We start from the raw sequence: 25,661 nt of genomic DNA on the forward strand, positions 1-25,661 counted from the left end.
TTTATAAATTTCCTTTTTTCATTTCTTCTATTGCATGATTCACTGCCCGTGCAGTAAAAGCCATATACAAAATTGACGGGCTTTGACTGCCGGTACTGGTCATACAGGCACCGTCTGTTACAAATACATTTTTACAATGATGCAGTTGATTGAATTCGTTTAGTAAAGATGTTGAGGGATCCTTTCCCATGCGTGCGCCACCCATTTCATGAATGTCTAAACCAGGAGGTTGTTTACTGTCGTTGGTAGAAATATCCTTTACACCTGCTGCTTCCATCATTGCCTGGCCCTGTTCTAAAAAATCCTTCACCATTTTATCATCGTTATCATCGTAACCCACTGCAGTGATCAATAAAGGAATGCCCCATTGATCTTTTTCAGTAGTGCTTAACCGCACATGATTGGTTGCTTTGGCGATTGTTTCGCCCTGCATGTACATGTATACGCCCCATTTGCCGGGTTCACTGATGGCTTCTTTATATTCAGCTCCTAATGGAGTTGTAATATTATCTTCGCTCAGGAATTGCCTGCCTGCCCCCGAATAAATTACATAGCCGCCGTAAAAATCGGTATCCCTTTTTTCTACGTTTCGATAATTGGCAACAATACATTCTGCAGGTTTAGCTACTTTGTAATACATTTCATTAAAACCGTCTATATTTCCGTACATGCTTCCGCGGTAATTATGAAAGCAAATGTATTTACCCAATAAACCACTATCATTTCCTAAACCATTGGGGAAACGATTGGATGTAGAGTTAAGTAAAATTAAATTGCTGTTTAAAGTAGAAGCATTTACAAAAATAATCTTTGCAAAAAAATCAGTTTCCTGTTTAGTGATGGTATCAATCACTTTTACGCCAATAGCTTTTTGTTTTTGTTCATCATAAATAATAGAATGTACAACGGAGTGTGGCCGTATAGTTAGATTGCCCGTTTTTTTTGCCCACGGCAATGTACTGCTTACCGAGCTGAAATACCCACCCAGCGGACATCCCCTCATACACAGGTTCCTGTTCATGCATTGCGTACGTCCCTGGTCAATATGAATTTGTTTGGGTTCTGTAATATGTGCCCACCTTCCTGATACATAATGGCGGTTGAATTTTTCTTTTATTATTCTCTGCATATACAGTTCCACCACATTCAATTCATAAGCCGGCAAAAATTCTCCGTCAGGCATTGAGGGTATGCCTTCCTTATTACCACATACGCCAATAAATTTTTCTACATAGCTATACCAGTCTTTTATATCATGATAACCTATCGGAAAAGATTGCCCGTAACCATCACGTTCCGGTGCAGTAAAATCAAATTCACTCCACCTGGCACATGCCCTGCCCCAGGTTAATGATTTACCGCCAACCTGGTAACCACGTATCCAGTCAAAAGGTTTTTCCTGTACATAAGGATGATCAGCATCCTTTATAAAAAAATGCTGCGTATCTTCTCCATAACCTGCTGCTTTACTTATCAGCGGATTTTTTTGTTTTGTTTCATTGGTAATTTGCCCACGGTGTGGTAATTCCCATCTTGATAAATTTGCTGTGGGATAATCTTTGATGTGCTGAATATCCCGCCCTCTTTCCAGCACTAAAGTCTTCAATCCTTTTTCGCACAACTCTTTTGCAGCCCAGCCACCACTGATACCGCTGCCAATTACAATAGCATCGTAAGTGTTTTGCGTGGTGGCTTTGTTGTTAATATTTACCTGTAAACTATCCGGCATATTGTTTGTGAAAATTAATTTTTTATAGCGGCGCTTTTAAAACCTAATTTCTTTAACCCGTTTTGTATATCAGGAATCTTCATAAATAAATTCCATAATAATCCTGTTCTGTAATTTTCAATCATGGTTACAATCGGGCCTTCATCGATAGCTAAATGAGATTTTGCATACCAGTTGTGGTGAATGCTGAACCCATCAGCAAACCCGTACTTACTCCATAACTTATCGCCGAGTTGATAATAGAAATAACGCAATGCCTGCATACTTTCCTTTGGCGTGTATGGCATTGATGAAATAGCAGCAGTGGGTTGTATTACGCCACGGTCATTTTCCGGACTGTGTGCAACATAACCTTTATAACTATCGCCAGCAGTGAGCCCCCAGCATTTTTCGCTATATCCTTTAAAGTGATTTGGATTTTCAATACAATAAGCTCTGTTGATGAGTGTATGATTCCTTCCTTGTAAAAAATAATCATTGCCTAAGGAGTCGGTTAACCCATTTGGGTTTATACCCTGGAAAGTGTATTGTTCAAAAAATAAAGGGCCGCCTTTATCTTTATCATAATTGCCAAGTGGCAATATATAACCATAATATTCTTTTCCGTTTGTAAATCCTGTACTTCCTGCCCACGTGCCATCATACACAGCTTTTGAAATGGAATGATATGGTGATGAAGCAGACATGATATAAGTGATCAAACATTCGTTATAACCCCATACAGGAAAGTTCATATCGAAACCGTTATTGGGGCTCCAGTGCCAGAATAATTTATTTTGCCCGTTCGTGTGCCAGTTCCAGTTAGCGGCTCCCCACATCTGGCTGATGCGTTTACGCAGGTATACTTCTCTTGGTGTATTGCTGTTAAAAAATTCCCGTGCACATAAAAAGCCCATCAGCAAATAAGAGGTCTCTACTAAATCGGCTCCATCATCCAGCCTGTCGAATTTGATTGTTTTTCCTGTTCTGCCATTCATAAAGTGGGGATAAATGCCGTGGTAACAATCTGCATTGATTAAAAAATCGGCGATCTTTATTAAACGACGAACGGCGGTATCTCTCCCTATCCATCCACGTGATACTGCTACAACGGTACTCATAATACCAAAGCCTGTACCTCCTATTGCACCTGCATCAGGCCCAAATTCAGTATGGCTGAAATTGGGTTCGTCCCAGGCTTCATTAATGTAATCCCAGTAATGTTCTGCTAAAACAGTATTGTCTCTTTCCAATGCCAGGCCACTTGCCGGGTGTGCACCATGCCAGAAAAAACGAAAGGTTTGCTTTTGTACTACTTCCAGTAACTGATCATCTGTTAATCCTTTTATAATACCAACAGGTGCAATACTATCCGGCCCGTCACCATATTTTCCTTTGGTTAAGGCAGATGATTTTAGTTGTGCATTGCAAATGAATACAACAGCAAGAAAATATATACAGCAGATCGTTGTTTTCTTCTTCATTTATAAAATTTACAACTCAGTTGTATAATTTTAGTTTAACCACGGGCTTTCAAAACTTAATTTCTTTAAACCATTTTTTATTTCGGGACAGCTCATGAATAATTTCCACAGCAAACCGCTGCGGTAATTCTCAATCATGGCAACTATTGGCCCCTGGTCAATAGCAAGATGTGAACCGGCATACCAGTTTTTTGTTTCGTTAAAGGCATCCACAAAACCATATTCACTCCATATTTTATCGCCAAGGTCATAATAAAAATGTTTTAAGGCTTTCATACTGTATTCCGGTGCATAGGGAAAAGCACTTAATGCAGCAGTGGGTGCAATGGTGCCCCCATCATTAGTTGGAGAATAGGCATCATAACCATTGTAGGTATCACATGCCGTGAGCCCCCAGCAATTTTCTCCATACCCTTTAAATTTTTTGGGATTGTCCAGGCAATAAGCATGATTGATCAGCGTATGATTTTTATTCTGCTCCCAGTAATCGGCGTAGCGGTCTTTTAATCCTCTCGGGTCTAATGCCAAAAAAGAATATTGAGAGAAGAATAACGGCCCGCCGTAATCAAAACCTAACGGTAATTTATAGCCGTAAAATTCTTTTCCATTTTTAAAGAAATTACTTTCTGTCCACCCACGATGATATACTGCAGAAGGTACCTGGTATTTTTCGTTGGGAGAAGAAGCTGCAAGAATATACATGATCAAACATTCATTAAAACCATGTACCGGAAAATTCATTGCCCAATCATTATTAGGACTCCAGTGCCAGTATAATACTTCCTGCCCGCCTTTAGTAAACCAATTCCATTCTATATCGGGCCACATCCACGAAATTTTATTGCGCAATTCCCTTTCAATTTTATTATCGCTGTTAAAGTATTGCCTTGCACATAATAATCCCTGGAATAAATAAGAAGTCTCAACAAGGTCTGCACCATCATCTTTTCTGCTGAAAGGAATTGTTTTACCGGTACCGCCATCCATCCAATGCGGAAAAGCGCCATGGTAAGAATTAGCTTTCAATAAAAAATTCACCATCTTCAGCATGAACTTTGCTGCAGTATCCCGGGTTATCCATTTTCTTTCTGTGGCAACAATCACACTCATTATACCGAAACCCGTACCACCTGTGGTTACAATTTCGTTACCATAACCAAAACTCTCATTGCTTCTTTCCCTTGCCATACCACTTACAGGATGGGCAAAATCCCAGAAGTATTTAAATGTTTGTTTTTGTACAATGTCCAGTAATGCAGAATCTGAAAGATCCTTTGGTCTTGCTTTTGCATCGAAGGCAGCAGGTTTTACAAGCGTTTTTTGTGCCGTAAGTTGTAAGCAAGTAAAGCAAAGCAAAACAAAAAGCAACCGTCTCATCTTTTTTAATTTTTATTTTACAAGTAAGGAGCAGTAAAGCCCAATACATTCTTCATACCATTCTTTACTTCAGGGCAACTGGTTAATAAATTCCAGATCAACTGGCTCCTGTAATTTTCAAGCATTATAATTATCGGCCCCTGGTCAATAGCAAGGAATGAACCGGCATACCAAAGATCTTTTAAAGAGAAGGCATCCACAAAACCATATTCTTTAAAGATCTTATCTCCTAATTTGTAATAGAAGAATTTTAATGCATTCATACTTTCAGCAGGTGTGTATGCAAAAGAAGATAATGCTGCTGTTGGAGAAATTACACCGATATCATTGTTAGGGGAACTGGCATTGTAGCCATTGGGAACATCGCTTGCGGTTAAACCCCAGCATAAATTACTGTAGCCAAAAAATCCATTGGGGTTCGCCTTACAATATTCATAATTAATTTTAGTATGATTGGTTACCTGCGTTTGGTAATTAGCATAGGTATCATTCAAGCCATTGGGATTAATGCCTAAAAAAGAATAATGCGCAAAAAACAGCGGCCCGCCATTGGCAGATCCCAGCGGTAGCTGGTAACCGTAATAGGTAGCACCATTTACCATTGCTCCGCTTCTTGCAAAACCTTCTTTATACACTGCCTGCGGAATACCAAATGTGGTGGATGATGCTGCCAAAATGTAAGTAATCAAACATTCATTCCATCCTTGAATTTTTACATTCATATCCCAATTGTAATTGGGGCTCCAATGCCAGTACAAAACATTATTAGTGCCTTGCCTGAACCAGCTCCATTCTACAGCATTCCACAAAGTATTAATGTCTGCTCTTAAGGTGGTTTCATCTGCGGCAGGACCATTAAAATATTGCCTTGCAGTTAATAAGCCTGCCATTAAATAAGATGTCTCTACCAGGTCAGCGCCGTCATCTTTTGTACTGAATGGTATTACTGTACCTGTTGTTCCATTTAACCAATGCGGAAAAGCGCCATGAAATTTTTGTGCTGTATTTTTCAAGAAGCTAACGATCTTCTGCATTCTCACTACTGCTTCAGCCCTGGTAATAAAATTTCTGCTTACTGCAACAGGAATTGCCATGATACCAAATCCTGTTCCGCCAGAAGTTACTGTTTCCGGCGTTGCATTACTTCTTTCTCTTGCTAATCCACTTACGGGGTGGCCGTAATCCCAAAAGTATTTAAATGTTCTTTTTTGAATAGTATCCAGTAAAGCATTATCGCTGATCAAAGGAAATTTATCAGTTGAATCTATTTGTGTAATGAATTGAAAATTAAGATCGGTATTCAGTTTTCCTTTTTTTACAGATTGCAAAACTGTAGAAGCATACACATTGTACCGGGTTAAATTTTTCAATGCTGCAGAAGCAGTAATAACTAATGTACTGTCATTATTTTCGTAAGTAAAATTTACAGGTACAGTTACAGTACCGTTTTCAGTAAGTGAAACTGCTGCGGTAACCGTGGCTTTATCTAATGCATTATTAAAAGAAAGCCTGATGGTGGCAGTAGTTTTAATATTGTAAGTAAGGCTGGAAGCAGCTACACTGTTGTTATCAAGTTTAACCACAGTGTTGCTTAGCGGTACAGGTGTGGGATCTACAGGAGGAGTAACCACAGTATCTTTTTTGCCACAAGCTGTTACAAAAAAGATGACTGATAACAAAAGCAATACATGATTTCCGTTTACTTTTTTCATTTTTGGTAGTTAAAAAACTAATGTAGAAATTGAATGTGGTAATGCAATTGCTTCTGCTGCTTTACCGTTGATCCATAAATAAAATTTTGTTTTAGCATTACCGTCATTCATTACAATTACCGCAATGGTGCCATCAGGGTTTCTGAAGGCTGTAGTTTGTAACTGGCTGCGGCTTGCTGCACTCACAATTCTTTTTGCACCTGGTTGAATGAATTTTGAAAAATGACCAATGTAGTAATATTCATTCGTGTAAATTAATTCACCTGTTTTTGTATTACCAATGATTGGTGCAAAACAAAAATTACCTACGTGATTTGGCCCGCCGGTTTCATCTAATAAAACATTCCAGTCGGTAAATCCAACAGAACCATTATTAAAATCATGGATCATATTCGCTCCATACTTCTCTCCCAGTTTCCAGTCATTAACTTTTGTAAGATCAAATGCTTCTTTACAACCTTCAGTAAACAATAAATTTTTACCGGGAAAAGCATCATTGACTAATTTAAGGTTATCGTACATTGGTTCTCCGCCGCTCCATGGCTCGTACCAATGAAAACCAATACCCCATAAATATTTAGCCGCTTCAGGGTCATTCAATAATGTGCTTGCCCGCTGGTACAACAGATCTCTGTTATGATCCCAGCCAATGATTTTTTTATCACCAAGGCCGGCTGCCTTCATCGTTGGCCCCAAATTATTTTTTAAGAAATCACGTTCCTCTTCCCCTGTAAAAATGCAGCTCTCCCATTTTTGTGTAGCCATAGGTTCATTCTGGATAGAGATACCCCAGATTGGAATGCCTTCTGCTTCATACGCCTTTATAAATTTGGTATAATAGTTTGCCCAGGGTTGATAAAATTCTTTTTTTAATTTACCACCGTGTAAAATATCATTGTTGGTTTTCATAAATGCAGGCGGGCTCCATGGGCTTGCAAATAAAGTAAGTTTACCACCGGCTGCTGCAATTGCCTGCTTGATAAAAGGGATACGAAATTGCTTATCGTGCTGTACATTAAAAGTTTTTAGTGCAGCATCGCCTTCAGTGATATAGGTGTAAGTATCACTCGAAAAATCGCAACTGTGAATATTTGTCCTGGCAAAATTATAACCAATACCTTTCGTCTTACTGAAATAAGCCTGCATAAATTCTTCCTGCTTCTCTTTTGACAATTTTGCAAAAGTTTCTGCAGATGCATCTGTAAGTGCACCGCCGATACCTAAAAATGTTTGAAAAGATTTATTAGGATCAACAAAAATGCAAACCTGTGTTTCCAAAGGCTGTGGCATGGCACTGAATGTTGATGTACCTGTTACCGATAAACGTAAATTACTGCTATCGGCAGTGGTGTATACGGTTACTGTTTTTCCGGTAGCAGAAAAAGGCGCTGTTGCCCTTTTAGTTTGTGCATTTAAATCATTGTTATAAGACGACAACAATATTGCAATTGAAATACCAATACCTGTTTTTTTCATGTGATTATTTTAAAAATTCTTAATTACCAAACATAAGTTGCCGCTGCACCGGCAGGCAATGCAGATACTATTGAGCGGGTATTTGATTTAATAGTTACCACTTGTGGTGTTGACGTATCATTTAAAACCAATACTACTGTTTTACCGGCAGGAGTTTTAAAAGCTACATTAGATAAACCGCTGGTGGTGCTGCTTGCAATACGCACCGAACCTGCGGGAACAAATTTAGATGCTTGCGCAATGATGTAATACCCCACATTTCTGTTGATAGTACCATCTAATGTGATAGCACCTTTACATTGTGTGCAACCACCTGGTGTGTGCGGATTGAAACCACCATCATTAGCAAGGTTCCATTCCAATGCATTTTTACTCCAGTTGATCATAGAACCGATCACCACATTTTTTACATGCCATAAAAAATCGCCGTTAAATGTTCCGGTAGATCCTGTCCATTGTTCAGTGAAATATAAATTTTTGTCCGGGTGTGCACTGTGCACAGCACTTAATGCACTGATATCACCTGCATACAAATGAAAGGCAGAACCATTAATGAATGGTTTTGCTGCTGCATCATTTAATACGGTGATGGGATAAGTGGGATTATCGCAATTATGATCCCATACAATAATTTTTGTGCTTAAACCTGCTGCCTGCAATTTTGGGCCCAAAGCAGTTTTTACAAAAGCTGCTTCTTCTAATGCAGACATTACCATACTTGGATTGTTACCGCCATGCTGTGGTTCGTTTTGAATGGTAACTGCATCAATGGTGATTCCTTTTGCCTGCATAGCCTGGATGTATTTCACAAAATATTGAGCATACACATTATAGTATTGCGTTTGTAATCCTCCACCCATCGAATTGCCATTGTCTTTCATCCAAACCGGTGCACTCCATGGGCTGGCCAGTATTTTTATATTAGGGTTGATGACAAGGATTTGTTTTAAGATAGGAATTACATCAACTGTGTCTTTCGATAAACTGAAGTTGGTGAGATTAATATCTGTTTGTCCCGTTGGCATGTCATCATAACTGAAAACACTGGCACTTAAATCCGATGCACCCAGGCTTACCCTTAAGTAACTTACACCGATGGAATTAGCAGCTGATCCAAATAATTCGTTGAGCAGGTTATTTTTTTCTGTTGCTGATAATGCATTGATCAAAGATGCACTGCCACCGGTTAATGTATAACCAAAGCCATCAACGGTTTGAAAAATCTGTGTACTATCAAGGGTAATGGTTGCCGGCGAACCAGACCCGCTGCTCAATGCCAGTAAGCTGGCTTGCTTTTGCAATAAGATAGATTGGTCAGCCTTGGTAACCCACATGGCTACGTCGCTGTTATCAGGTGTGGGTGTTCCACCACCGCCGCCGGTTCCTCCACCTGAACTGGTGGTTGATTTTTTTGTACAATTACATTGCACCGATATCAATCCGGCAAGTATTAACACGATACCAGCTGTTTTAAAATATTTTTTCATAGTAGTAATTTTTATTGTCAATGTTTAATAAGTTTATTGAGCTTGTAAAAAAATCAGTTTTTTATTATTGCGTGCCACAACGAGTAGTTTTTTGCCACCTGCAGCATTGATCCATTTTATATCTCTTATTTCTCCGTTAATTGCGGGTAGTTTAGTTTGTTCAGTAAAACCAGCCGTTTTAGTATCGAATGAAAATAACGTAGGAAATAAAGCATCGTATCTTCCTTCATAAGGAATAACACCATAAAAATTTCCTCCCGCTATATAGGAATTACTTTTACTTGCATCGGATTTTGCGAATGACATCAGCGGAGCCATTTGTAACTCATCGGGTAAATTAGTTGCTTTAAAATTTCCTTTGCCATCATTAATAAAACAGGTAGATGAAAGTGTTTCTGCTTTTAATTCTTTATAATCTTTAAACAGGTCGAAGAACATATACTGCACCGTTTTTCCTGCTACTTCGCTGTAAGTAAGATAGGCTTTCTTTAAAACGGGCAGTGGCCTTTCCAATTCATCTTTGGCAAGAAATGGATATTCTTTTCCATCAATAGTATACGCCATCACCTGTTCTACCGAACCGTTTTTATCAAAATCTTTTACATACAATTTTAACGGGCCATTCTTACCGGCAAATAATTTTGAATTGTGTCCCCAGTTACCGGCAAGAATATCTGCAAAGCCATCGCCATTTACATCTGTGGTATAAACTGTTTGCCAAAGGCCCGTTGAATTAGTAATATCTGTTTCAGAAAAAATGCCTTTATTATTCAGGTAGATTTTTATTGGCATCCATTCCCCTGTAACAACAAGGTCCTGCCAGCCATCATTATTAATATCAGCAAATGAAGCGCTGGTTACTATCCCGATATTATCTGCTTTTATTACAGCCATTGTGGCTGCTTTAAAATTTCCTTTACCATCATTGATGAGTAAATAAGATGTTTGGGGCTCACCGTATGCTTTGGAATTGGCAAGGCCGCCAACAAAAATATCATTGTCGCCATCCTTATCTATATCAGCAACAGTTACGCATGATTTATTGGTGAGTATTTTTGGTAATGCTGTTGCGCTTAGAGAAAAATGCCCTTTGCCATCATTGATATACAGTCTGTCGGCTAACATATTGCTGCCATCAAAATACTGGTTACCTCCACTCACTACATACAGATCAGGATAGGTATCGTTATTGGCATCAAAGAAAACAGCATCTACATCTTCTGCATCAGCGTTTTTACTAAATACGGCTGTGTCAATAGCGGTAAAAGAACCATTAGCATTTTGTAATAATAAAGTTCCTGCCTGTCCGTAAGCGCCGCAGGCATACATGTCATCAAGGCCATCTTTATTAATATCTGCAACAGCAATTTTTGGCCCACGGGTTGACTCTGCATGCGGAATTAAATACTGCACATTAAAATCCACAAATTCATTTTCTTTATGCTGCCAGTTGATGTTGACCTGGTCAGTAACATCATTTAAAACAGGCATTGCAGGTGTAAAGAAATTAGCATAATTAAAAATACCTGCAGCATCTTTTTTATTTACAGAGATCTGTTTGTTGGCTACAATATTTTTAATGGCTTGAAATTTTTGATCAGGCCAAACGACCAACATACTATCAATAGTAGAATCTGCTCCTAATCCAAAATGTAAGCGGGTATCAGAAGATGATTGAAAACCACGGGTAAGCATGAGTTCTTCAAATTGCATTTTTCCTTTTTGAAATATCCATGCCTTGCATCCGATACCAAAAGTATTGCTGCTATCGCCTTTAAAAGAAAGCGAAATATAATTTTTAACTACGGAATTATTTTTCAGCACTACAGCAGGAGCGTTAAGGCTATTGATAACAAGATCGAGATCACCATCATTATCTAAATCGGCGTACGCAGCTCCATTGTAGTAGCCTTTCATAGCACCGGTTCCCCAGTTATCACTTACATCTGTAAAATTAATTTTGCCTTCTCCTTTAAATAAAAAAGGATGAGCACTGCCATCAGGCATTTTTTCAATCGCTATATCATCATATGCGTCTGTCTGGTTCATTCCTTTCTTTGCTTCTAGGTCGCTTACAAAACGCACATAATCCAGGTCAACAGGGCGCTTTACAATACCACTTGAAATAAAAAGATCTTTATTACCATCATTATCAAAATCTGCAAACAAAGGGCACCAGCTCCAGTCCGTTGCTGATACGCCACTTTGTAAAGAAGTTTCACTAAAACTTATACCGTTACCATTATTTTGCTGCAAACAGTTTTTAGAGTATTGATTCTGAAAACCATTTTTCTCTAATTTAAATTTATAGATGTCGGCATTTTCATCACTGCCGTAGGTCTTTAAAGTTTTTTCATCCGGAGGTAACATATCCACTGTAACCAGGTCCAATTGCCCGTCGTTATTATAATCAGCAATATCATTACCCATACTAAACCTGCTGTAGTGGCCAAAATGTTTGGCTCCTTCTTCTTTAAAGACGCCATTTTTCTGGTTCACGTAATAATAATCGTTCTCATGAAAATCGTTGCCGATGTAAATATCATCCCAGCCATCATTATTAATATCTGCAACAGCTAATCCAAGGCCATACCCCAACTTACTTTGGTAGATGCCTGCGTCTTTGGAAACATCAGTAAATTTTCCTGTGGTTTTTAGATCGTTTCTGTAGAGCCTGTCACCCGAAGAAGAATCGTAAACCATTCTTCTGCTGGTATCAACAATGGTGGCATGTGGATTATGCGATTGGTTAAGAATAAAACAATCCATGTCACCATCATGATCATAATCAAAAAAAGCAGTTTGTGTGGTAAAGCAGGAAGTATTTAATGCATAGGCTTCACTTTTTTCTGTGAAGGTGCCGTTACCATTATTAATATATAATTCATTATGGCCGGTTAATCCGTATTTGCCACTTACCGATGAAACATAGATATCCAGAAAGCCATCACTGTTCACATCTGCCATGGTAGATCCGGTGCACCAATCTGAAATGCCCTTCACTCCTGCCTTATCAGTAATATCTTCAAATTGCATATTGCCTTTGTTCAAATACAATTTGTTGTTACCCCTGCTGTTGGCAGTGAAATAAATATCGGGTAAGCCATCATTATTAATATCGCCGGTAGAAACGCCGCCGCCATTGTAATAATAGAGGTAATATAATATGCTGAATAATTTTTTCTTTTCCAGGTTGTTGGTAAAACTGATATGTGTATCTAAAGAAGAGAGGCTGGTGAATAAGGTATCTTTTTTCTCTTTGCATGCACTTATAAACAGGCTCAGTAAAACCAATAAACAAGCAATATTTTTTTTGCAATGCTGCATTTAGTGAGTTGATTTTTCTTTAAGTAATGCTAATATCTTTTGCGTTTCTTCAGGGTAATTTTTAATCAGGTGTGTATGCATTAATGCTGCGGCAGGCGTATTTTTTCCTTGTAACAAAACTGCAATAGCCATAGAAGGTTGTTCGGGCATATGGCATGCGGTACAATGTGTACTGATAGTTTTACTACCCAAGTCATTGGTCATTTTGCAGGTCACAGCGTCTTTATGGCTATCGTTATGGCAACTCATGCAACGTTGCGAAAATAATGAGTCATTGCCTTTTTCGTTTTTATGAGGATCGTGACAAGTATTACAGGTAAGTGTGGTACTCATCTTAAAACATTTACTTGCTGCCAGCAATCCAAACTGGTTGCCATGCACATCAATGCTGTTGATATCTCTGCCCACGGTATCAATGGCAAAATAATCCGGTAATTTATCTCCTGCTTTAAACTGAAATGAAGGTTTTGTTTTTTGTAATCTTCCCCCATGGCATAAAGCACACATATCTAGATTTTGCTGCCTTGAAAATGATGCCGGGTTAATAATGAATTTTGCAATTTTTTCATTGGGGTTTTGCGTTTGATATTTTACGTGTTCGGCAGCGGGACCATGACATTTTTCACAATCCACTCCCAATACAATACGGCGTTGATCAAATTCTTCCGGTTCTTTTTCAGGTGCCGAAATTTTTTCTGCGTAAGTGGCGTGGCATTCCAGGCAACGGGATGTTACCGGCCGGTTAAAAGCAATTTTATTGGGATATCCGGGACTGTTACTCCACTCCCCTGCACTGGTGAAATACGTGATGGGAAGCTGTACAAGTTTGTTGCCCACCCATGATGCGTAGGATTGCCCTTTTGTTCCTGATCCAATAGTAATGTCAAAACGCTCTCTCTTTTTTTCTGCACCATTTACGTAAGCAACCTGGTAAAAACCACTGTCGGCTTTTTCCATGGCTATCATTTCCATGGTATTGTAAGCAAAAGTATTTTTGCCTGTATCAAAACTGCCTTTAATATTTTTAGCTGAGGCTAATTCAGAAGTGTGAAAATGTGCCGTATTTGCATGCGACTCAGCAATGGCTTTGTGGCAGGATGCACATGATGCAGAGCCGGCATAATCGCTATAGGCAGTTACTGTAGCAGTAGCTGATTTGTTCTTTTCGTTATTGATGCATTTTGTAAAGAACAACATGCATGATACAATAAAAAGAAGTGTAATTAATGATGACTGGTATTTAAGAATGCCTTTCATATTTTGAGCTGATTACCCAACTGCATTTCAATTTCGGAAAGTGTACAATTTAAAAAAGGGCTGAACAAAAAACTTTTGTCAGCCCTTTGTGGATTTGCTGCCTGCTATATGAAAAAAACTTACAATTTACTTGCGTATAAGGCGCTTACTTCAGCTGCTGTTAAAGCAGTACCATATAACCTGAACTGATCAATTGATCCATCCCAGTTATTCATCCAGGTATTTTTGCTGTGCGTATAATCGCTAAGTCCGCCAATTACAAAATCATCATAATCGCCAAAACCATCTTTTAATGGAGAAGGTGTGCTAAGAGTATTTGTTCTGAACATAGTACCATCAATGTAAGCTACTAAGGTAGAGTTAGTACCATTGTAAGTAAATGCCAGGTGGTGCCAGTTGCCATTCAATACATTCGGCATACCATTACCATTGATATATTCTGTCCATTGATCCATGATGTACAATTTGCAATTACCTACACTTGTTGTACTCCAGTCTTCAAACTCCAGGAATAATTTAGTGTTTGTCCAGCTGTAATCTTTTTTATCCATTGAAAAAGCAAAGTTGGTGCCTTTGCCTGATGCCTGCGGCGTTTTCTTGATCCAGAAAGCAATAGTAAAACTTGTAGATTTTCCAAAGTCGTTTACACCTGCATATTTAGCAATAGCAGTTTCACTTCCTTTGTAAGATTTACCTGATATACCATCAGCTACAGCACCGGTATTGGTAGCAGGGAAATTAGCACGGGTGCTATCCACAGCATTCATTAAAGGGTTGGTACTGGTACCATCAAACGCTACATAAAATTTCAGAGGCCCGCCCGGAGGGTTAGCATCTTTTGGATAATCACCTAAAGCAGGCTGTGTTGTTTTTTTACAACCAGATGCTGCAATAAAAAATACCAAAATAAAAGAGGCATTCTTAAGTATTTTACTAAAAGTGTTCATAATTTATTTTTTTATAAATGATTATTATAAAATCCCTGCCCGTTAAATAACAGGCAGGGAATATTTTTTACCACTCAGGATTTTGTTTTAACACACCTCCTGACAGGTCGATTGCTTTTTGAGGTATAGGATAGAACCTGCAACGGTTAGTGTAACCTAAAGGCCCTAATTCAGTAATAGCATCACCCCAACGAACCAAATCGTAAAAACGATAGCCTTCCATCGCAAACTCCCATCTTCTTTCGTCTTTAATAGCCTGGCGCATTTGAGCCTGGTTTACAAATGCTATATAAGGTACAATCGTACGGCCTATAGCTTGATTACCACTTGCTCTATACCTTATCTTTTCAAGATTTGCTGCTGCAGTTACACCATCACCCGATTCGTTAGCAGCTTCTGCCAGCATTAAAATAACATCTGCATAGCGAAGGATCCTGTGATTGATCCAGTCTGCCCCACCACTTCCGAATATCTGCCCGGTAAACTGGCGCATGGAAGGATCGGAATACACTTTTTTATTCCAATAAGGCTGATCCAGGCCCGGACCCGGAGCATAAGCAGGTAACGTTGCACCATACCCGCCAGCAGCTTGTCCGCCATCAAACTGTCCTGAGTACAGGATGGTTTGTGTTTTACGTGGATCGGTAGCCGGCCATGCTGTTTCTAATTTTTGTGTAGGTGTATTCCATCCCCAACCCAAATTCCAAACATTGGTAGCACCACCCTGTCTAACATTTTGACAGGTACCCCATTGTACGCCGTTGTTTGCAGTACCATTTGCACCTACATTACAATTCATTTCAAATATCGATTCAGGCCCGTTTTTACCGGCACCACTTAAACCATCTTTCCATATTTCAGGAAAGGTTGTGGCCAAAGAGTATTGATTAGTTGTTATCACCTCATTACAAAGCTGTATTACTTTAGCCCAGTTCTGCCTGAATAAATAGGTTTGGGCCCATAGCGTTTTTGCAGCGCCACTCGTTAGTCTTCCCGGATAAATATTGGTTCCACCAACCACCCAGTTCACTGGTAAATACTGCGCTGCCAAAGTTAGATCAGCATCAATTTGAGCATAAATTGCAGTGGCTGGTGATTTTGGCTTGATACCATCAGCAGCATTAGTAAAATAGAAATTAATTAACGGCACATCTCCATATGTCTTAACTAATTCAAAGAAACAGTAAGCTCTGAAGAACCGAGCCTCGCCAACATTTCTTAAAGATGCAGGATCTGTTGCTTTAAGCGAATCAGCAAAATATATTTCCTTGTTACATAAATTAATCATGTAATAGTGATCATTCCAGTAAGTATTAGGAGCCCAATCGTCTTTACTGTATTGAAAGGTTTCAAATTCAGTATTGATCTCAGCACCGTCAGTTGTACTACTACCTTTTTGAGCATCATCATCACGGATGCTATGGAAATCTATCCATGGTAAGGTGGAAAATCCTGCATAACGTAAAGTGCTATATAATCCAAAACTCTGGGCTTCTAATGTTCCCTGGTTCAAATCATCTAATGTTGCCGTCAATGGTTTTCTGTCGAGAAATTTTTTACAACCAGTAACTGCAACCAGTACCGGCAATGTGAGGAGTAAACTCCAAAATATAATCTTATTTTTTTTCATATTTGTGAATTTAATCGTTTAAAATGTTACGTTTAATCCGATAGTGCTTACAACTGGTATTGCACCGCCGGCGTTATCATATCCAAATGCTGTAGCATCACCACCAAATTCTGTTGTGTACCCCAAGTTATTTTTCCAGGTTTTGAGATTTTGTACATTTAAATAAGCTCTGATATTTTTAATTTTTGCTCTTGAAATTAAACGTTGAGCAAAAGTATATGCCAGTTGAACATTTCTTAACCTGAAATAGCTTCCATCCTCGATATTGTATGTGGAGCCGTTGTAATTAAACCTATCTCCTTGACTTAGAATAGGTACCCAGTTGGAGGTTCCTGCACCGTGCCATCTATTTAATTTTTCAGCAGAATAGTTTACTCTCTGGAAAGGAGACTCCAATGAACCCCATGTTCTGAAAACCTGGTTACCATAGACACCACCCATATCAATGATAAGCGCAACATTTTTGTAATTTAAATTTACTGATGTTCCGTAAGTAAATTTGGGTGTAGGATTGCCAATTACAGTTCTGTCATCTACTGTAATTTTCCCATCTCCGTTGAGGTCCTTGAACTTAAAATCACCAGGCCTGTAAGCTCCAATTGCGGAAGCTACCGGGGATTTTAATATATCAGCATAACTTTGATAAAGTCCCTCAACAACATAACCATAAAAAGAGCCTATAGGAAGTCCAGGTTGTGTTCTGCTTTCCGCACTTCCGTTATTTTGAAATGCACGAGAAAAGTAGCCGGCAACTGTTCCTTCAGCAATACTTATTACTTTATTTTTTAAGAAAGTAATATTACCACCCACATTTACAGAAAAATCTTTATTAATAGCTTGATTCCAGGAAGCAGTAAATTCCTCACCCCAGTTTCTTATACTACCGCCATTTGTTAATTCATTCGGCACACCTAAAGACGACTTCTCTAAATATGACATTAAATTTTTAGTAGTCTTATTAAAATAATTAGCTTCAAAGTGCAACCTGTTATTGAACGCATTTGATTCAATCCCCACTTCCTGAGCTTCCACGATTTCCCATTTCAAATCTTTACTAGGATTGTAGGCTGGAGTAGCAGCTCCATAAGTATTAACTCCAAACACGGCTGCAACACCCGTATTTAAATTCGGGTATGCAGGATAAGAGATTACATCTCCATTTGCATTTACTGCAGATTGGTTACCTAAAACACCGAAAGAAGTTTTTAATTTTAAGTAATTGATTTGGCTAATGTCTTGCAGGAAAGATTCTTTTGAAATTTCCCATGCAGCACCAACAGCCCAAAATTTCTGATTACGGTTCTTTCCAACTAGCAAGGACGATGCATCGTTACGTAGAGATGCATTTAAAAAATATTTTCCCTTGTAATTGTATAATATTCTTGCTAAGCCAGAAACAGTTGACTGTTCCCTTTGAGAAGACGTTGCAATGGTAGCAACCGGGTCATTAAATTGAGATGTGATATACCAAAACCTTTTATCATCAGGTATTGGTAATGCATTACCTGATGTATATGGTTTTGCGACTGCCGCACGACCAAAATACCCGAAATAATAAGTAGTAAATCCGGCAGTTGCTGTTAGACTATGATCTCCAAAGGTCTTTTTATAAGTTAATATGTGATCCTGCTGGAACTTTTTATAGCTATCGTCGTTTTCAGCCACCTGTGTTTTTGCACCATATAAATACGGAGTATTATTGATAGGATTATATGCATAATAAAGCGGATCGTATCTTCTATTATTTACAGTACTCATATCGGCATAAAAAGTAGACCTGAAATTAAAATTCTTTAAAAAATTAATTTCAGCATAAACACTACCAACATTCCTGAATTCTATGTTTGACCTTTTATTCCAGGTATTCTCCACAGATAGAAGAGGGTTAACCACACCAGAATTTTGGAAAGAAGTGGCAAGTCCTGAATAAATAGCGGTAGTAATACTATCCCCGCCATATGGATTCGCTACTTTGAAGTTTTTTGTATCTGCAGAAATACCAGGCATTACCTTCCTTGCATCGTCCAAAACACTTCCTGCACCAAAAGGATTATTTTGCCTTGAAGAGTTAAGGTTAATACCTATTTTAATCGCCTTGTTGATTTTGAATTCGTCAGAAAATGATAGCTGCATTTTTTCCAGTTTTTCATGCCTGATGATACCTTCATCATATATATAACCCAAGCCCAAGCTAAACCTGTTCTTTTCTGTACTCCCTGAAATGCTCAGGTTGTTGTTGCTGAATTTACCTGTACGGGTAACAGCATCAATCCAATCTGTATTAGCAGTTAGTGCAGAATAATCCGGAGTAGTTACGCCGTTATTAGCATTTTCTTCATCAAATAACATTTTAAATCCGGCTGCATCAACTAGTTTAATTTTATCTACCAGTTTTTTAGTACCATAATTGGTATTAAAATTAATAATTGTCTGTCCGGCTTTTGCTTTTTTAGTAGTGATAGCAATAACACCTGTTGCACCCTTAACACCAAAAATGGCCAGTGAAGAAGGATCTTTCAATACTTCAATTGACTCGATATCGTTAGGATTTAAGTAATCGATATTATCATTAAAAATACCATCTACAACATATAAAGGATGCACCTGGCCGATACTAACGGTACCCCTTATCCTGATATCCGGTGCAGCACCAGGAGTACCATTGTTTACAACAGAAAGGCCAGCCACCCTGCCCTGCAATGATGCGATAGGGTTAGTGTTAGGTTTGTCTGCGATATCTTTTCCTAATACTTTTACAATAGAACCGGTAAGGTCTCTTTTATTAGCACTACCATAACCAATTACCACTACAGCGTCAATAGATTTTGTAGAAGTAGCTAAGGTTACATTTATTTCAGTACGGTTGTTTACCGCTATTTCAACTTCTTCGTAACCGATAGAAGTAAATACCAGCCTCGCGCCGTCGGGTACAGAAATAGAATAGAAACCTGCAGCATTAGTAGACGTACCTACTGCAGATCCTTTTATTTTAATACTCACACCAGGCACCGGTTCTCCACCGGCATTGGTAACACGGCCCGTGACTTTTACATCAGCCTGTGCTACAAAATTCTTCTGGGTAATAACCACCAGGTTATTTTCCAGAATACGATAGGTTAAAGCTGTATTGCTGAAAAGATTGTCTAAAACATCGGTAACCAATGTATTATTGGCATCAATATTTATCTTTTGATCGGCAGATAAAACATCATTATTATACAGGAAACGAAAAATGCTTTTCTTCTCAATTTGTTTTAAAGCGGTCTTTAATTCTGTTGATTGAAGTTTAAGTGTAATTCTTTGCTGAGAATATGTTTTTGCTGATAGCTGTAATCCCGTTATCAGTATGAAAGCAATTGTTAATTTCATATGCAGTAAAAATTTAATACAGCTTTGACGATTCAAAGCAAACAATTGTTTGTTTTTTTCCATATTTTTATGTTTTGGTAAATTAAAAAGAGGATAAACCCAAGTCTCTTTCCACGGAGCGATTGAAGTTTTCCTTATTTTGCCTGTTCGGGAAATGCGTCAACATTTCCCGTTTTTTATTTTTACGAAGTGTTAGTGGAGGTTATTTTTTTCATTAGCAGCGTTTGGTTTTTATTTTGAAATAGTAATTACGTCCTTATTGATCTTATAATTGAATGCAGTAGTAAGTTGCAATGCGTTTAAAGCCTGGCTAAATGTTTCTTTTTCAAAAGAACCGGTCAGTAATTCTTTCTTTAATTTTTCATTGGTAATTACAATAGTAACACCATACCAGCGTTCCATTTTCTTCGCAATATCTTCTAACCTCTCGTCACTGAATATCAAACGTCCGTCTACCCATCCTTTTTCTACAACAATGGAACTGTCTTTGGGATATAAAGTAAGATGCCCTAATTCAATGATTGGTTTCACTTTTTCAACTTCATTTGCCTGTTTTGTTGAAGAAAGCAATTTTTTAACCGGCCTTACATCCTCATTGTTCAGTATCAGCTTTTCATTCGGCTTCATAATGATCTTTTCCTGCCTGTCTTTTAAGGTTACTTCCACGCTGCCCCGTATCAAACTGGTTTCGGTAGTTTTTTCGCCGGGATAACATTTTACATTAAAAGCAGTACCCAATACCTTAATGTCCATTTTTGCGGTATGAATAACAAAAGGTTTGTTAGGATTTTTTACCACATCAAAATAAGCTTCCCCTGTTAAGGATACTTCTCTGATGCCGGTGCCAAAATGTTCATTATCGTAAACTAATTTGCTACTGCTGTTAAGCCATACTGAAGTACCATCTGGTAATTGGATCTTGGTACGGGAGCCGTTTTTTGTGCTTACTTCACTTTGCGCAACTTTTTCTTGTGAATAGGTATTTTTAGCACCAGGGAAAAGTGTAAAAACGAGAATAGCAGCGGTGATTACCACTGCTGCGCTAGCCCATAACAATCGTTTTTTGCTTTTGCTTTCCACGGGCATATCCAGGTTCAAAGAGCCTGTTTCATGTTTATTTATTTCCAGGTCAAATCCCTTTTCTTTTAATCTTTCGCTATGTAAATGAAAAGTGGCTTCTAAAAATTCTTCATCACTTTCAGCCGGTATCGACCAGAACTCATGAATATATTGAACAGGAATATCTGTATCAGGGTGAATTTTAACCAAATCATCCAATTCGATTAATTCAGCCTGAGTAGCTTCTCCCGATAATTTCCGGGACATTAAAGTCCAGATTCTGTCTCTATTCATATATCTCTGTTATTAAAGAGGCAAAAAAAGAACAAATCCCCTATAAGACGGGAAAAAATATTGTAATTAGTTGGAAGAAGGCCTTTTAACAGAGGTGTTAAGTACGGCGGCTATTTTTTTTAACGCCGTTGATAACTGGTTATCAATAGTTTTTACACTAATATTCAATAATTGAGCAATCTCTTTGTATTTAAGGTTATCCTGCTTGGCCAGTTTAAAAATGATCTTACATTGCTGGGGAAGCGATTCTATAGCACTATCAATTTTCTGCGCCAGCTCATTGGTTATCAGGTAAGTTTCGGCATTCGGATCGGCACTTGCAAATTCAACCTCCAGGTCCTCTAAAGAAAGCATGGTTGTTTTTTGTAGTTGCTGTAAACGGCGCAGTGAAGCGTTTCTCACACTTATATAGAGGTACATTTTTAAATTCTCAATTTCCATCAGTTGCCTTCTCTTCGACCATATCTCTATCAGCACATCAGAAACCACTTCTTCTGCAATTTCTTTTGACTTTAGTATGGAAAATGAAAAACTTTTGAGGGGGAGAAAAAAGTGAAAGAAAAGCTTCTTGTAGGCTGCGGCATCCTCGTAATCAGCAATACTTTGCTGAATTTCCAACAAATCATTCGGAGATATGATCCTTCTCTTATCCATATACAATAGCAATCAATATCAAATGTAGAATTTTTTAGAGAAACAATACAACAAAAAGTTAAAATAATATTATTGTGCTATAAAACAATAGCTGAAAGAGCATCATTATTAATCAGTTGATAATAGTTCCATTAGCCGGTAATTAATGTAATAAGTTGTTCTTCCTATTTTTTGAGGTCTTAAAATATCTGCCTCTTTAAGTTTTTTAAGCCAAACAGATGCTGTTTGCCGATGAGCGATATTCTTATTTTCCAGCAATTCAATTTTTAAATATGGTAAGGTAAACATAAGCTGTAACAGTTCGTAACTAAAAGAAGCGCCTAATGTTTGCTTCATTTGTTTCTCATACTCATCTTTTAAAGAAAGCATACTTCTTATTTTTTGGGTTGTAAGCTGTGCTGTTTCTATTATGGCGGTGAGTATGTACATTACCCAGTCGTGCCAGTTATTTTTTTCTGTTACTGCTCTTAACAATTGATAATATTCAGTTTTATATTTTACTATGTATGAACTTAGGTATAGTACCGGTTGTAATAGCAATTGTTGTTGCACTAAGTATAAGGCATTTACGATTCTGCCGGTGCGCCCATTGCCATCAGCAAACGGATGGATAGCTTCAAACTGGTAATGTATAAAAGCCATTTTAACTAATGGATCCAGTAAAGAATTATCGGCGTCATTAATAAATTGCTCCAATGCAGTTAGTTTTTCTCTTAAGATATCTTCGCAACATGGAGGCGTATATATTATCTCTCCGTTTATAGCATTTTTTAAAGCTGTGCCTGGTGATGTTCGGATACCGGATTTATTTTGTTTGATAGTTTGAACGATCTCTATCATCGTATTTGTCATTAATAAATTCTTTTGTGTTGTCATTTTTTCCAGGCCAACATACAAGGCTTCCCGGTAACTTAATACTTCTTTAGCTGCATGACTGGCTGTTCCCTCTTCACTGGCGGCTTTATAAAGCTCATCCTGTGTGGTTACAATATTTTCAATTGCAGAGCTGTCCTTACTTTCTTGTAGCACTATGGTATTAATCAATAATTGCGGGTCGGGTAAGGATGCACATAATCCATTTAATTCTCCTAAATGCCTCGCTGCTTTTGCCAAATGCCTTAATATCTCGGGAGATTCAATAAAATCTATTGGAGGCAGGTTGGGGAGATCATTAAACGGGGAGTTTTTACTATAAGCCATTTGTGTTGATTTTTGAAGTGATTTTCGTCTTTTGCCTCAAAATTTGATATGCCATTCGACATCAAACTTTTGTGATGACGAAAATAACTGTAAAATTCGATATAAACATTGCTTAACGCTTATTTATTCAACATTAAAAACCTGTCATGACGAAAATCTCCGCTAAAAAAATGCAAGCAGGTAATATACTGCACTAAAGATGTTTGAGATCCGGAAAGCAATTAAAAGTAGCAATCTCTTTGTTTCAGAAACAGGTAAATAATAAAAAACGCTGTAAATCATCGATTTTACAGCGTTTTAAAGTTTTTTGTATTTCTACCTGCGGAGAGTTAGGGATTCGAACCCCAGGACCTGTTACAGTCAACAGTTTTCAAGACTGCCGCAATCGACCGCTCTGCCAACTCTCCGCTGCAAAAGTACGTTTTGAAATAGTTCAACCCAAAAATTTTACTCAACTATTTGAGTTTGTTCTTTGTCTTTTACCACCACAAGGTCCTTTAAGTCAACAGTGATGGGCATTACACCCACCTGGAGGATTGCTTTTTTTCCTTTAATTTCTTTTACAATTCCTACCTGGCGGTTCTGTTTCATCTTCACTTTTGCTCCAATTACAATATCGCCGCCTATTTCTTCAAACTTTTCATTCATTTTTTTCTGTTGTTTCTCAACAGTGAATTTCTCTTTCTGATTAAATAACAAAGCACTGATCATCTGTACTACTTTGCTTTTATCTTCTGCCTTTCGCCATTCAATGATCATCGATTTAAGGCGGCGCTCCATATCTTTTAAATACAGCAGCTTATCTTCTGATACTTTATTTTGCAATTTCAGTTTTTCTACTTCCTGCACATGCTTTTCTTTATTCAGTACCTGGTTCATTTCTTTTTTCAGGCGCTCATTTTCTTTCAGCAGTTTTTGCAATTCAATTTTTTCCTTATCAATCTTTTGCAGGTCCTGTTCGGTACGGTTCAGTAATTTATCTAATGTAAAATGATCCTCATCTACCAGCGTTCTTGCTTTTTCTATCAATCTTTTCTCTAACCCTATTCTTTCAGCAATAGAAAAAGTATAGGAACTACCCGGCTTGCCCACAATCAATTTGTACATGGGCAATAAATTTCTTTCATCAAACTGCATGGCGCCATTAATAATACCCGGTACTTTATTGGCCATTACTTTTAAATTAAGGTAATGTGTGGTTACAATGCCAAAACTATGTTTGTGTGCCAGCTCTTCCATTATCACTTCAGCAAAAGCACCGCCCAGGTTAGGGTCGCTGCCGCTACCCAGTTCATCAATAAAAAATAATGTTTTACCATTGGCATTTTCCATAAAATGCTTCATGTTCTTTAAATGAGAAGAATAGGTACTCAACTCAAATTCTAAACTCTGTGTATCACCAATGTGTATCATCAGTTGCTTAAAGATGCCCATTTCACTATCAGGATGCACAGGAACCAATAAGCCGCTTTGCATCATCAATTGTAATAAACCAACTGTTTTCAATGTTACAGTTTTGCCGCCGGCATTAGGCCCGCTGATCACTAAAATTCTTTGCCTGTCATTTAGTGTAAGGTTAACAGGTATGGTGGGTTTATTGTTTTTTACATTGTATAAAAAAAGTAACGGGTGATAAGCATTCACTATCTGCACATGCGCCTTATCACTCACCATGGGATAATTACCATTGTACTCTGCTGCAAATTTTGCTTTGGCTCTTATAAAATCGTACTCTCCTGCAACATCATGATACGTTTTTAACAATGGCGCATATACACTCAGCTTTTGTGTAAGGGTACGTAATATGCGGTACACTTCCCTGCTCTCATCATGCTCTAAAGAAAAAATTTCGTTGTTGAGTTCTGTGGTTTCTTCCGGTTCAATAAAAGTGGTTTTACGGCTATCGCTTTCGCCATGCAACACGCCTTTTATCATACGTTTCTGTTCTGCAAAAACGGCCAGCACTCTCCTGCCGTTCATAAAACTCTCTTCTATATCTGCTAAGTAGCCTTGTTTGTTTAACTTACTTACTATCTTATCAAAAAGCCTGCGTAATTCATTCCGCTTTTTGTACAGGTTCATTCTTATCCTGTCCAGCTCTTCGCTTGCGGTATCTTTTACATAACCGGTTTCATCCAGTATCTCATCAATTAATTCGATGATCGTTCTTTCGTAGTACGTATTTTCAATAACCCTTGATAAAGCCTGGTAGGCAATTCTTTTTTCATTATCAAACCAGCGAAAAATATTAGCGGTATTCTCTGCCAGTTTTTTAATATGCAAAAAATGTTCGCCGGTTAACACCGCCCCGGGAATACCTAAAAGCTTTAACTCTTTCTGCAGGTTTAATACAAAATCGTTGGGGAAATACAAGCCGGTTTGCAAAATACCTTTGTACTCATTGCTCTGCTGCAATTCGGTTTGTATAAATTCCTTTTTGGTGTGAATACGGAGTGTGTTTGCCTTTGCCCTGGCATATTCTGTACGGCAATGCAATGCCAGGTAGGTTTTTACCTTCTCAAATTCTAACTGCACTAAGGCGGATTCCGGAAAAAATTTCATTTGATGATCTGTTGTATCTTTTAAGCCTGCAAAGGTACAAAAAACCATTGCGTATTAATTATCACAACATTTGTACTACGCTTTTGTTTGCACACTCCGCAACAAAGGCTTGCTGAAA

Annotated in this window: 15 protein-coding genes and 1 tRNA gene; all 16 read right to left on the bottom strand. The window is 38.1% G+C overall.

Translation table 11 applies throughout. From position 1 onward, the window contains the following. Position 1: 1 nt before the first annotated feature. A complete protein-coding gene (locus tag ACQ334_RS13455; RefSeq protein WP_430988748.1) occupies positions 2-1,729 on the bottom strand; it encodes a GMC oxidoreductase in 1,728 nt (575 codons plus the stop codon). Between the two features lie 14 nt (positions 1,730-1,743). Next, on the bottom strand, positions 1,744-3,192 hold the full coding sequence (locus ACQ334_RS13460; protein WP_430988749.1) for a glucoamylase family protein: 1,449 nt from the start codon (positions 3,190-3,192) through the stop codon (positions 1,744-1,746). A gap of 30 nt (positions 3,193-3,222) precedes the next feature. Next, a complete protein-coding gene (locus ACQ334_RS13465) occupies positions 3,223-4,569 on the bottom strand; it encodes a glucoamylase family protein (protein WP_430988750.1) in 1,347 nt (448 codons plus the stop codon). Between the two features lie 17 nt (positions 4,570-4,586). Next, positions 4,587-6,281, bottom strand: coding sequence for a glucoamylase family protein (locus ACQ334_RS13470; RefSeq protein ID WP_430988751.1), 1,695 nt, complete (start codon positions 6,279-6,281; stop codon positions 4,587-4,589). A gap of 9 nt (positions 6,282-6,290) precedes the next feature. After that, positions 6,291-7,757: a glycoside hydrolase family 30 protein gene (locus ACQ334_RS13475; RefSeq protein ID WP_430988752.1), complete on the bottom strand. Its 1,467-nt coding sequence runs from the start codon at positions 7,755-7,757 to the stop codon at positions 6,291-6,293. Positions 7,758-7,780: 23 nt separating this feature from the next. Then, positions 7,781-9,244, bottom strand: coding sequence for a glycoside hydrolase family 30 protein (locus tag ACQ334_RS13480; RefSeq protein ID WP_430988753.1), 1,464 nt, complete (start codon positions 9,242-9,244; stop codon positions 7,781-7,783). A 33-nt stretch (positions 9,245-9,277) separates the two neighbouring features. Beyond that, positions 9,278-12,571, bottom strand: a complete 3,294-nt coding sequence (locus ACQ334_RS13485) for a VCBS repeat-containing protein (protein WP_430988754.1) — start codon at positions 12,569-12,571, stop codon at positions 9,278-9,280. Further along, entirely contained in the window at positions 12,572-13,828 is a 1,257-nt protein-coding gene (locus ACQ334_RS13490; protein ID WP_430988755.1) for a multiheme c-type cytochrome, read from the bottom strand. A 119-nt stretch (positions 13,829-13,947) separates the two neighbouring features. Next, entirely contained in the window at positions 13,948-14,775 is an 828-nt protein-coding gene (locus ACQ334_RS13495; RefSeq protein WP_430988756.1) for a LamG domain-containing protein, read from the bottom strand. A 67-nt stretch (positions 14,776-14,842) separates the two neighbouring features. Beyond that, on the bottom strand, positions 14,843-16,405 hold the full coding sequence (locus ACQ334_RS13500) for a RagB/SusD family nutrient uptake outer membrane protein (protein WP_430988757.1): 1,563 nt from the start codon (positions 16,403-16,405) through the stop codon (positions 14,843-14,845). Between the two features lie 18 nt (positions 16,406-16,423). Continuing rightward, positions 16,424-19,774, bottom strand: a complete 3,351-nt coding sequence (locus ACQ334_RS13505) for a TonB-dependent receptor (protein WP_430988758.1) — start codon at positions 19,772-19,774, stop codon at positions 16,424-16,426. Between the two features lie 231 nt (positions 19,775-20,005). Further along, complete coding sequence (locus ACQ334_RS13510) at positions 20,006-21,127, bottom strand: FecR family protein (RefSeq protein ID WP_430988759.1); 1,122 nt, start codon at positions 21,125-21,127, stop codon at positions 20,006-20,008. A gap of 66 nt (positions 21,128-21,193) precedes the next feature. Beyond that, the gene (locus ACQ334_RS13515) at positions 21,194-21,781 is read right to left on the bottom strand and encodes an RNA polymerase sigma-70 factor (protein ID WP_430988760.1); all 588 of its coding nucleotides are present in this window, start codon (positions 21,779-21,781) and stop codon (positions 21,194-21,196) included. A 108-nt stretch (positions 21,782-21,889) separates the two neighbouring features. Further along, a complete protein-coding gene (locus tag ACQ334_RS13520; RefSeq protein ID WP_430988761.1) occupies positions 21,890-22,981 on the bottom strand; it encodes a Fic family protein in 1,092 nt (363 codons plus the stop codon). Between the two features lie 322 nt (positions 22,982-23,303). Beyond that, positions 23,304-23,388 (bottom strand) — tRNA-Ser (locus ACQ334_RS13525). Between the two features lie 40 nt (positions 23,389-23,428). Beyond that, entirely contained in the window at positions 23,429-25,543 is a 2,115-nt protein-coding gene (locus ACQ334_RS13530) for an endonuclease MutS2 (protein WP_430988762.1), read from the bottom strand. Between the last annotated feature and the right edge of the window lie 118 nt (positions 25,544-25,661).

The sequence above is a fragment of the Ferruginibacter sp. SUN106 genome, assembly GCF_050611765.1.
GTDB lineage: Bacteria > Bacteroidota > Bacteroidia > Chitinophagales > Chitinophagaceae > Ferruginibacter.

What these genes read in the sequence shown, in the direction of transcription:
- ACQ334_RS13455 (WP_430988748.1), bottom strand. Translation starts at nt 1,729, where the DNA reads ATGCCGGATAGTTTACAGGTAAATATTAACAACAAAGCCACCACGCAA.
- ACQ334_RS13460 (WP_430988749.1), bottom strand. Translation starts at nt 3,192, where the DNA reads ATGAAGAAGAAAACAACGATCTGCTGTATATATTTTCTTGCTGTTGTA.
- ACQ334_RS13465 (WP_430988750.1), bottom strand. Translation starts at nt 4,569, where the DNA reads ATGAGACGGTTGCTTTTTGTTTTGCTTTGCTTTACTTGCTTACAACTT.
- ACQ334_RS13470 (WP_430988751.1), bottom strand. Translation starts at nt 6,281, where the DNA reads ATGAAAAAAGTAAACGGAAATCATGTATTGCTTTTGTTATCAGTCATC.
- ACQ334_RS13475 (WP_430988752.1), bottom strand. Translation starts at nt 7,757, where the DNA reads ATGAAAAAAACAGGTATTGGTATTTCAATTGCAATATTGTTGTCGTCT.
- ACQ334_RS13480 (WP_430988753.1), bottom strand. Translation starts at nt 9,244, where the DNA reads ATGAAAAAATATTTTAAAACAGCTGGTATCGTGTTAATACTTGCCGGA.
- ACQ334_RS13485 (WP_430988754.1), bottom strand. Translation starts at nt 12,571, where the DNA reads ATGCAGCATTGCAAAAAAAATATTGCTTGTTTATTGGTTTTACTGAGC.
- ACQ334_RS13490 (WP_430988755.1), bottom strand. Translation starts at nt 13,828, where the DNA reads ATGAAAGGCATTCTTAAATACCAGTCATCATTAATTACACTTCTTTTT.
- ACQ334_RS13495 (WP_430988756.1), bottom strand. Translation starts at nt 14,775, where the DNA reads ATGAACACTTTTAGTAAAATACTTAAGAATGCCTCTTTTATTTTGGTA.
- ACQ334_RS13500 (WP_430988757.1), bottom strand. Translation starts at nt 16,405, where the DNA reads ATGAAAAAAAATAAGATTATATTTTGGAGTTTACTCCTCACATTGCCG.
- ACQ334_RS13505 (WP_430988758.1), bottom strand. Translation starts at nt 19,774, where the DNA reads ATGAAATTAACAATTGCTTTCATACTGATAACGGGATTACAGCTATCA.
- ACQ334_RS13510 (WP_430988759.1), bottom strand. Translation starts at nt 21,127, where the DNA reads ATGAATAGAGACAGAATCTGGACTTTAATGTCCCGGAAATTATCGGGA.
- ACQ334_RS13515 (WP_430988760.1), bottom strand. Translation starts at nt 21,781, where the DNA reads ATGGATAAGAGAAGGATCATATCTCCGAATGATTTGTTGGAAATTCAG.
- ACQ334_RS13520 (WP_430988761.1), bottom strand. Translation starts at nt 22,981, where the DNA reads ATGGCTTATAGTAAAAACTCCCCGTTTAATGATCTCCCCAACCTGCCT.
- ACQ334_RS13530 (WP_430988762.1), bottom strand. Translation starts at nt 25,543, where the DNA reads ATGAAATTTTTTCCGGAATCCGCCTTAGTGCAGTTAGAATTTGAGAAG.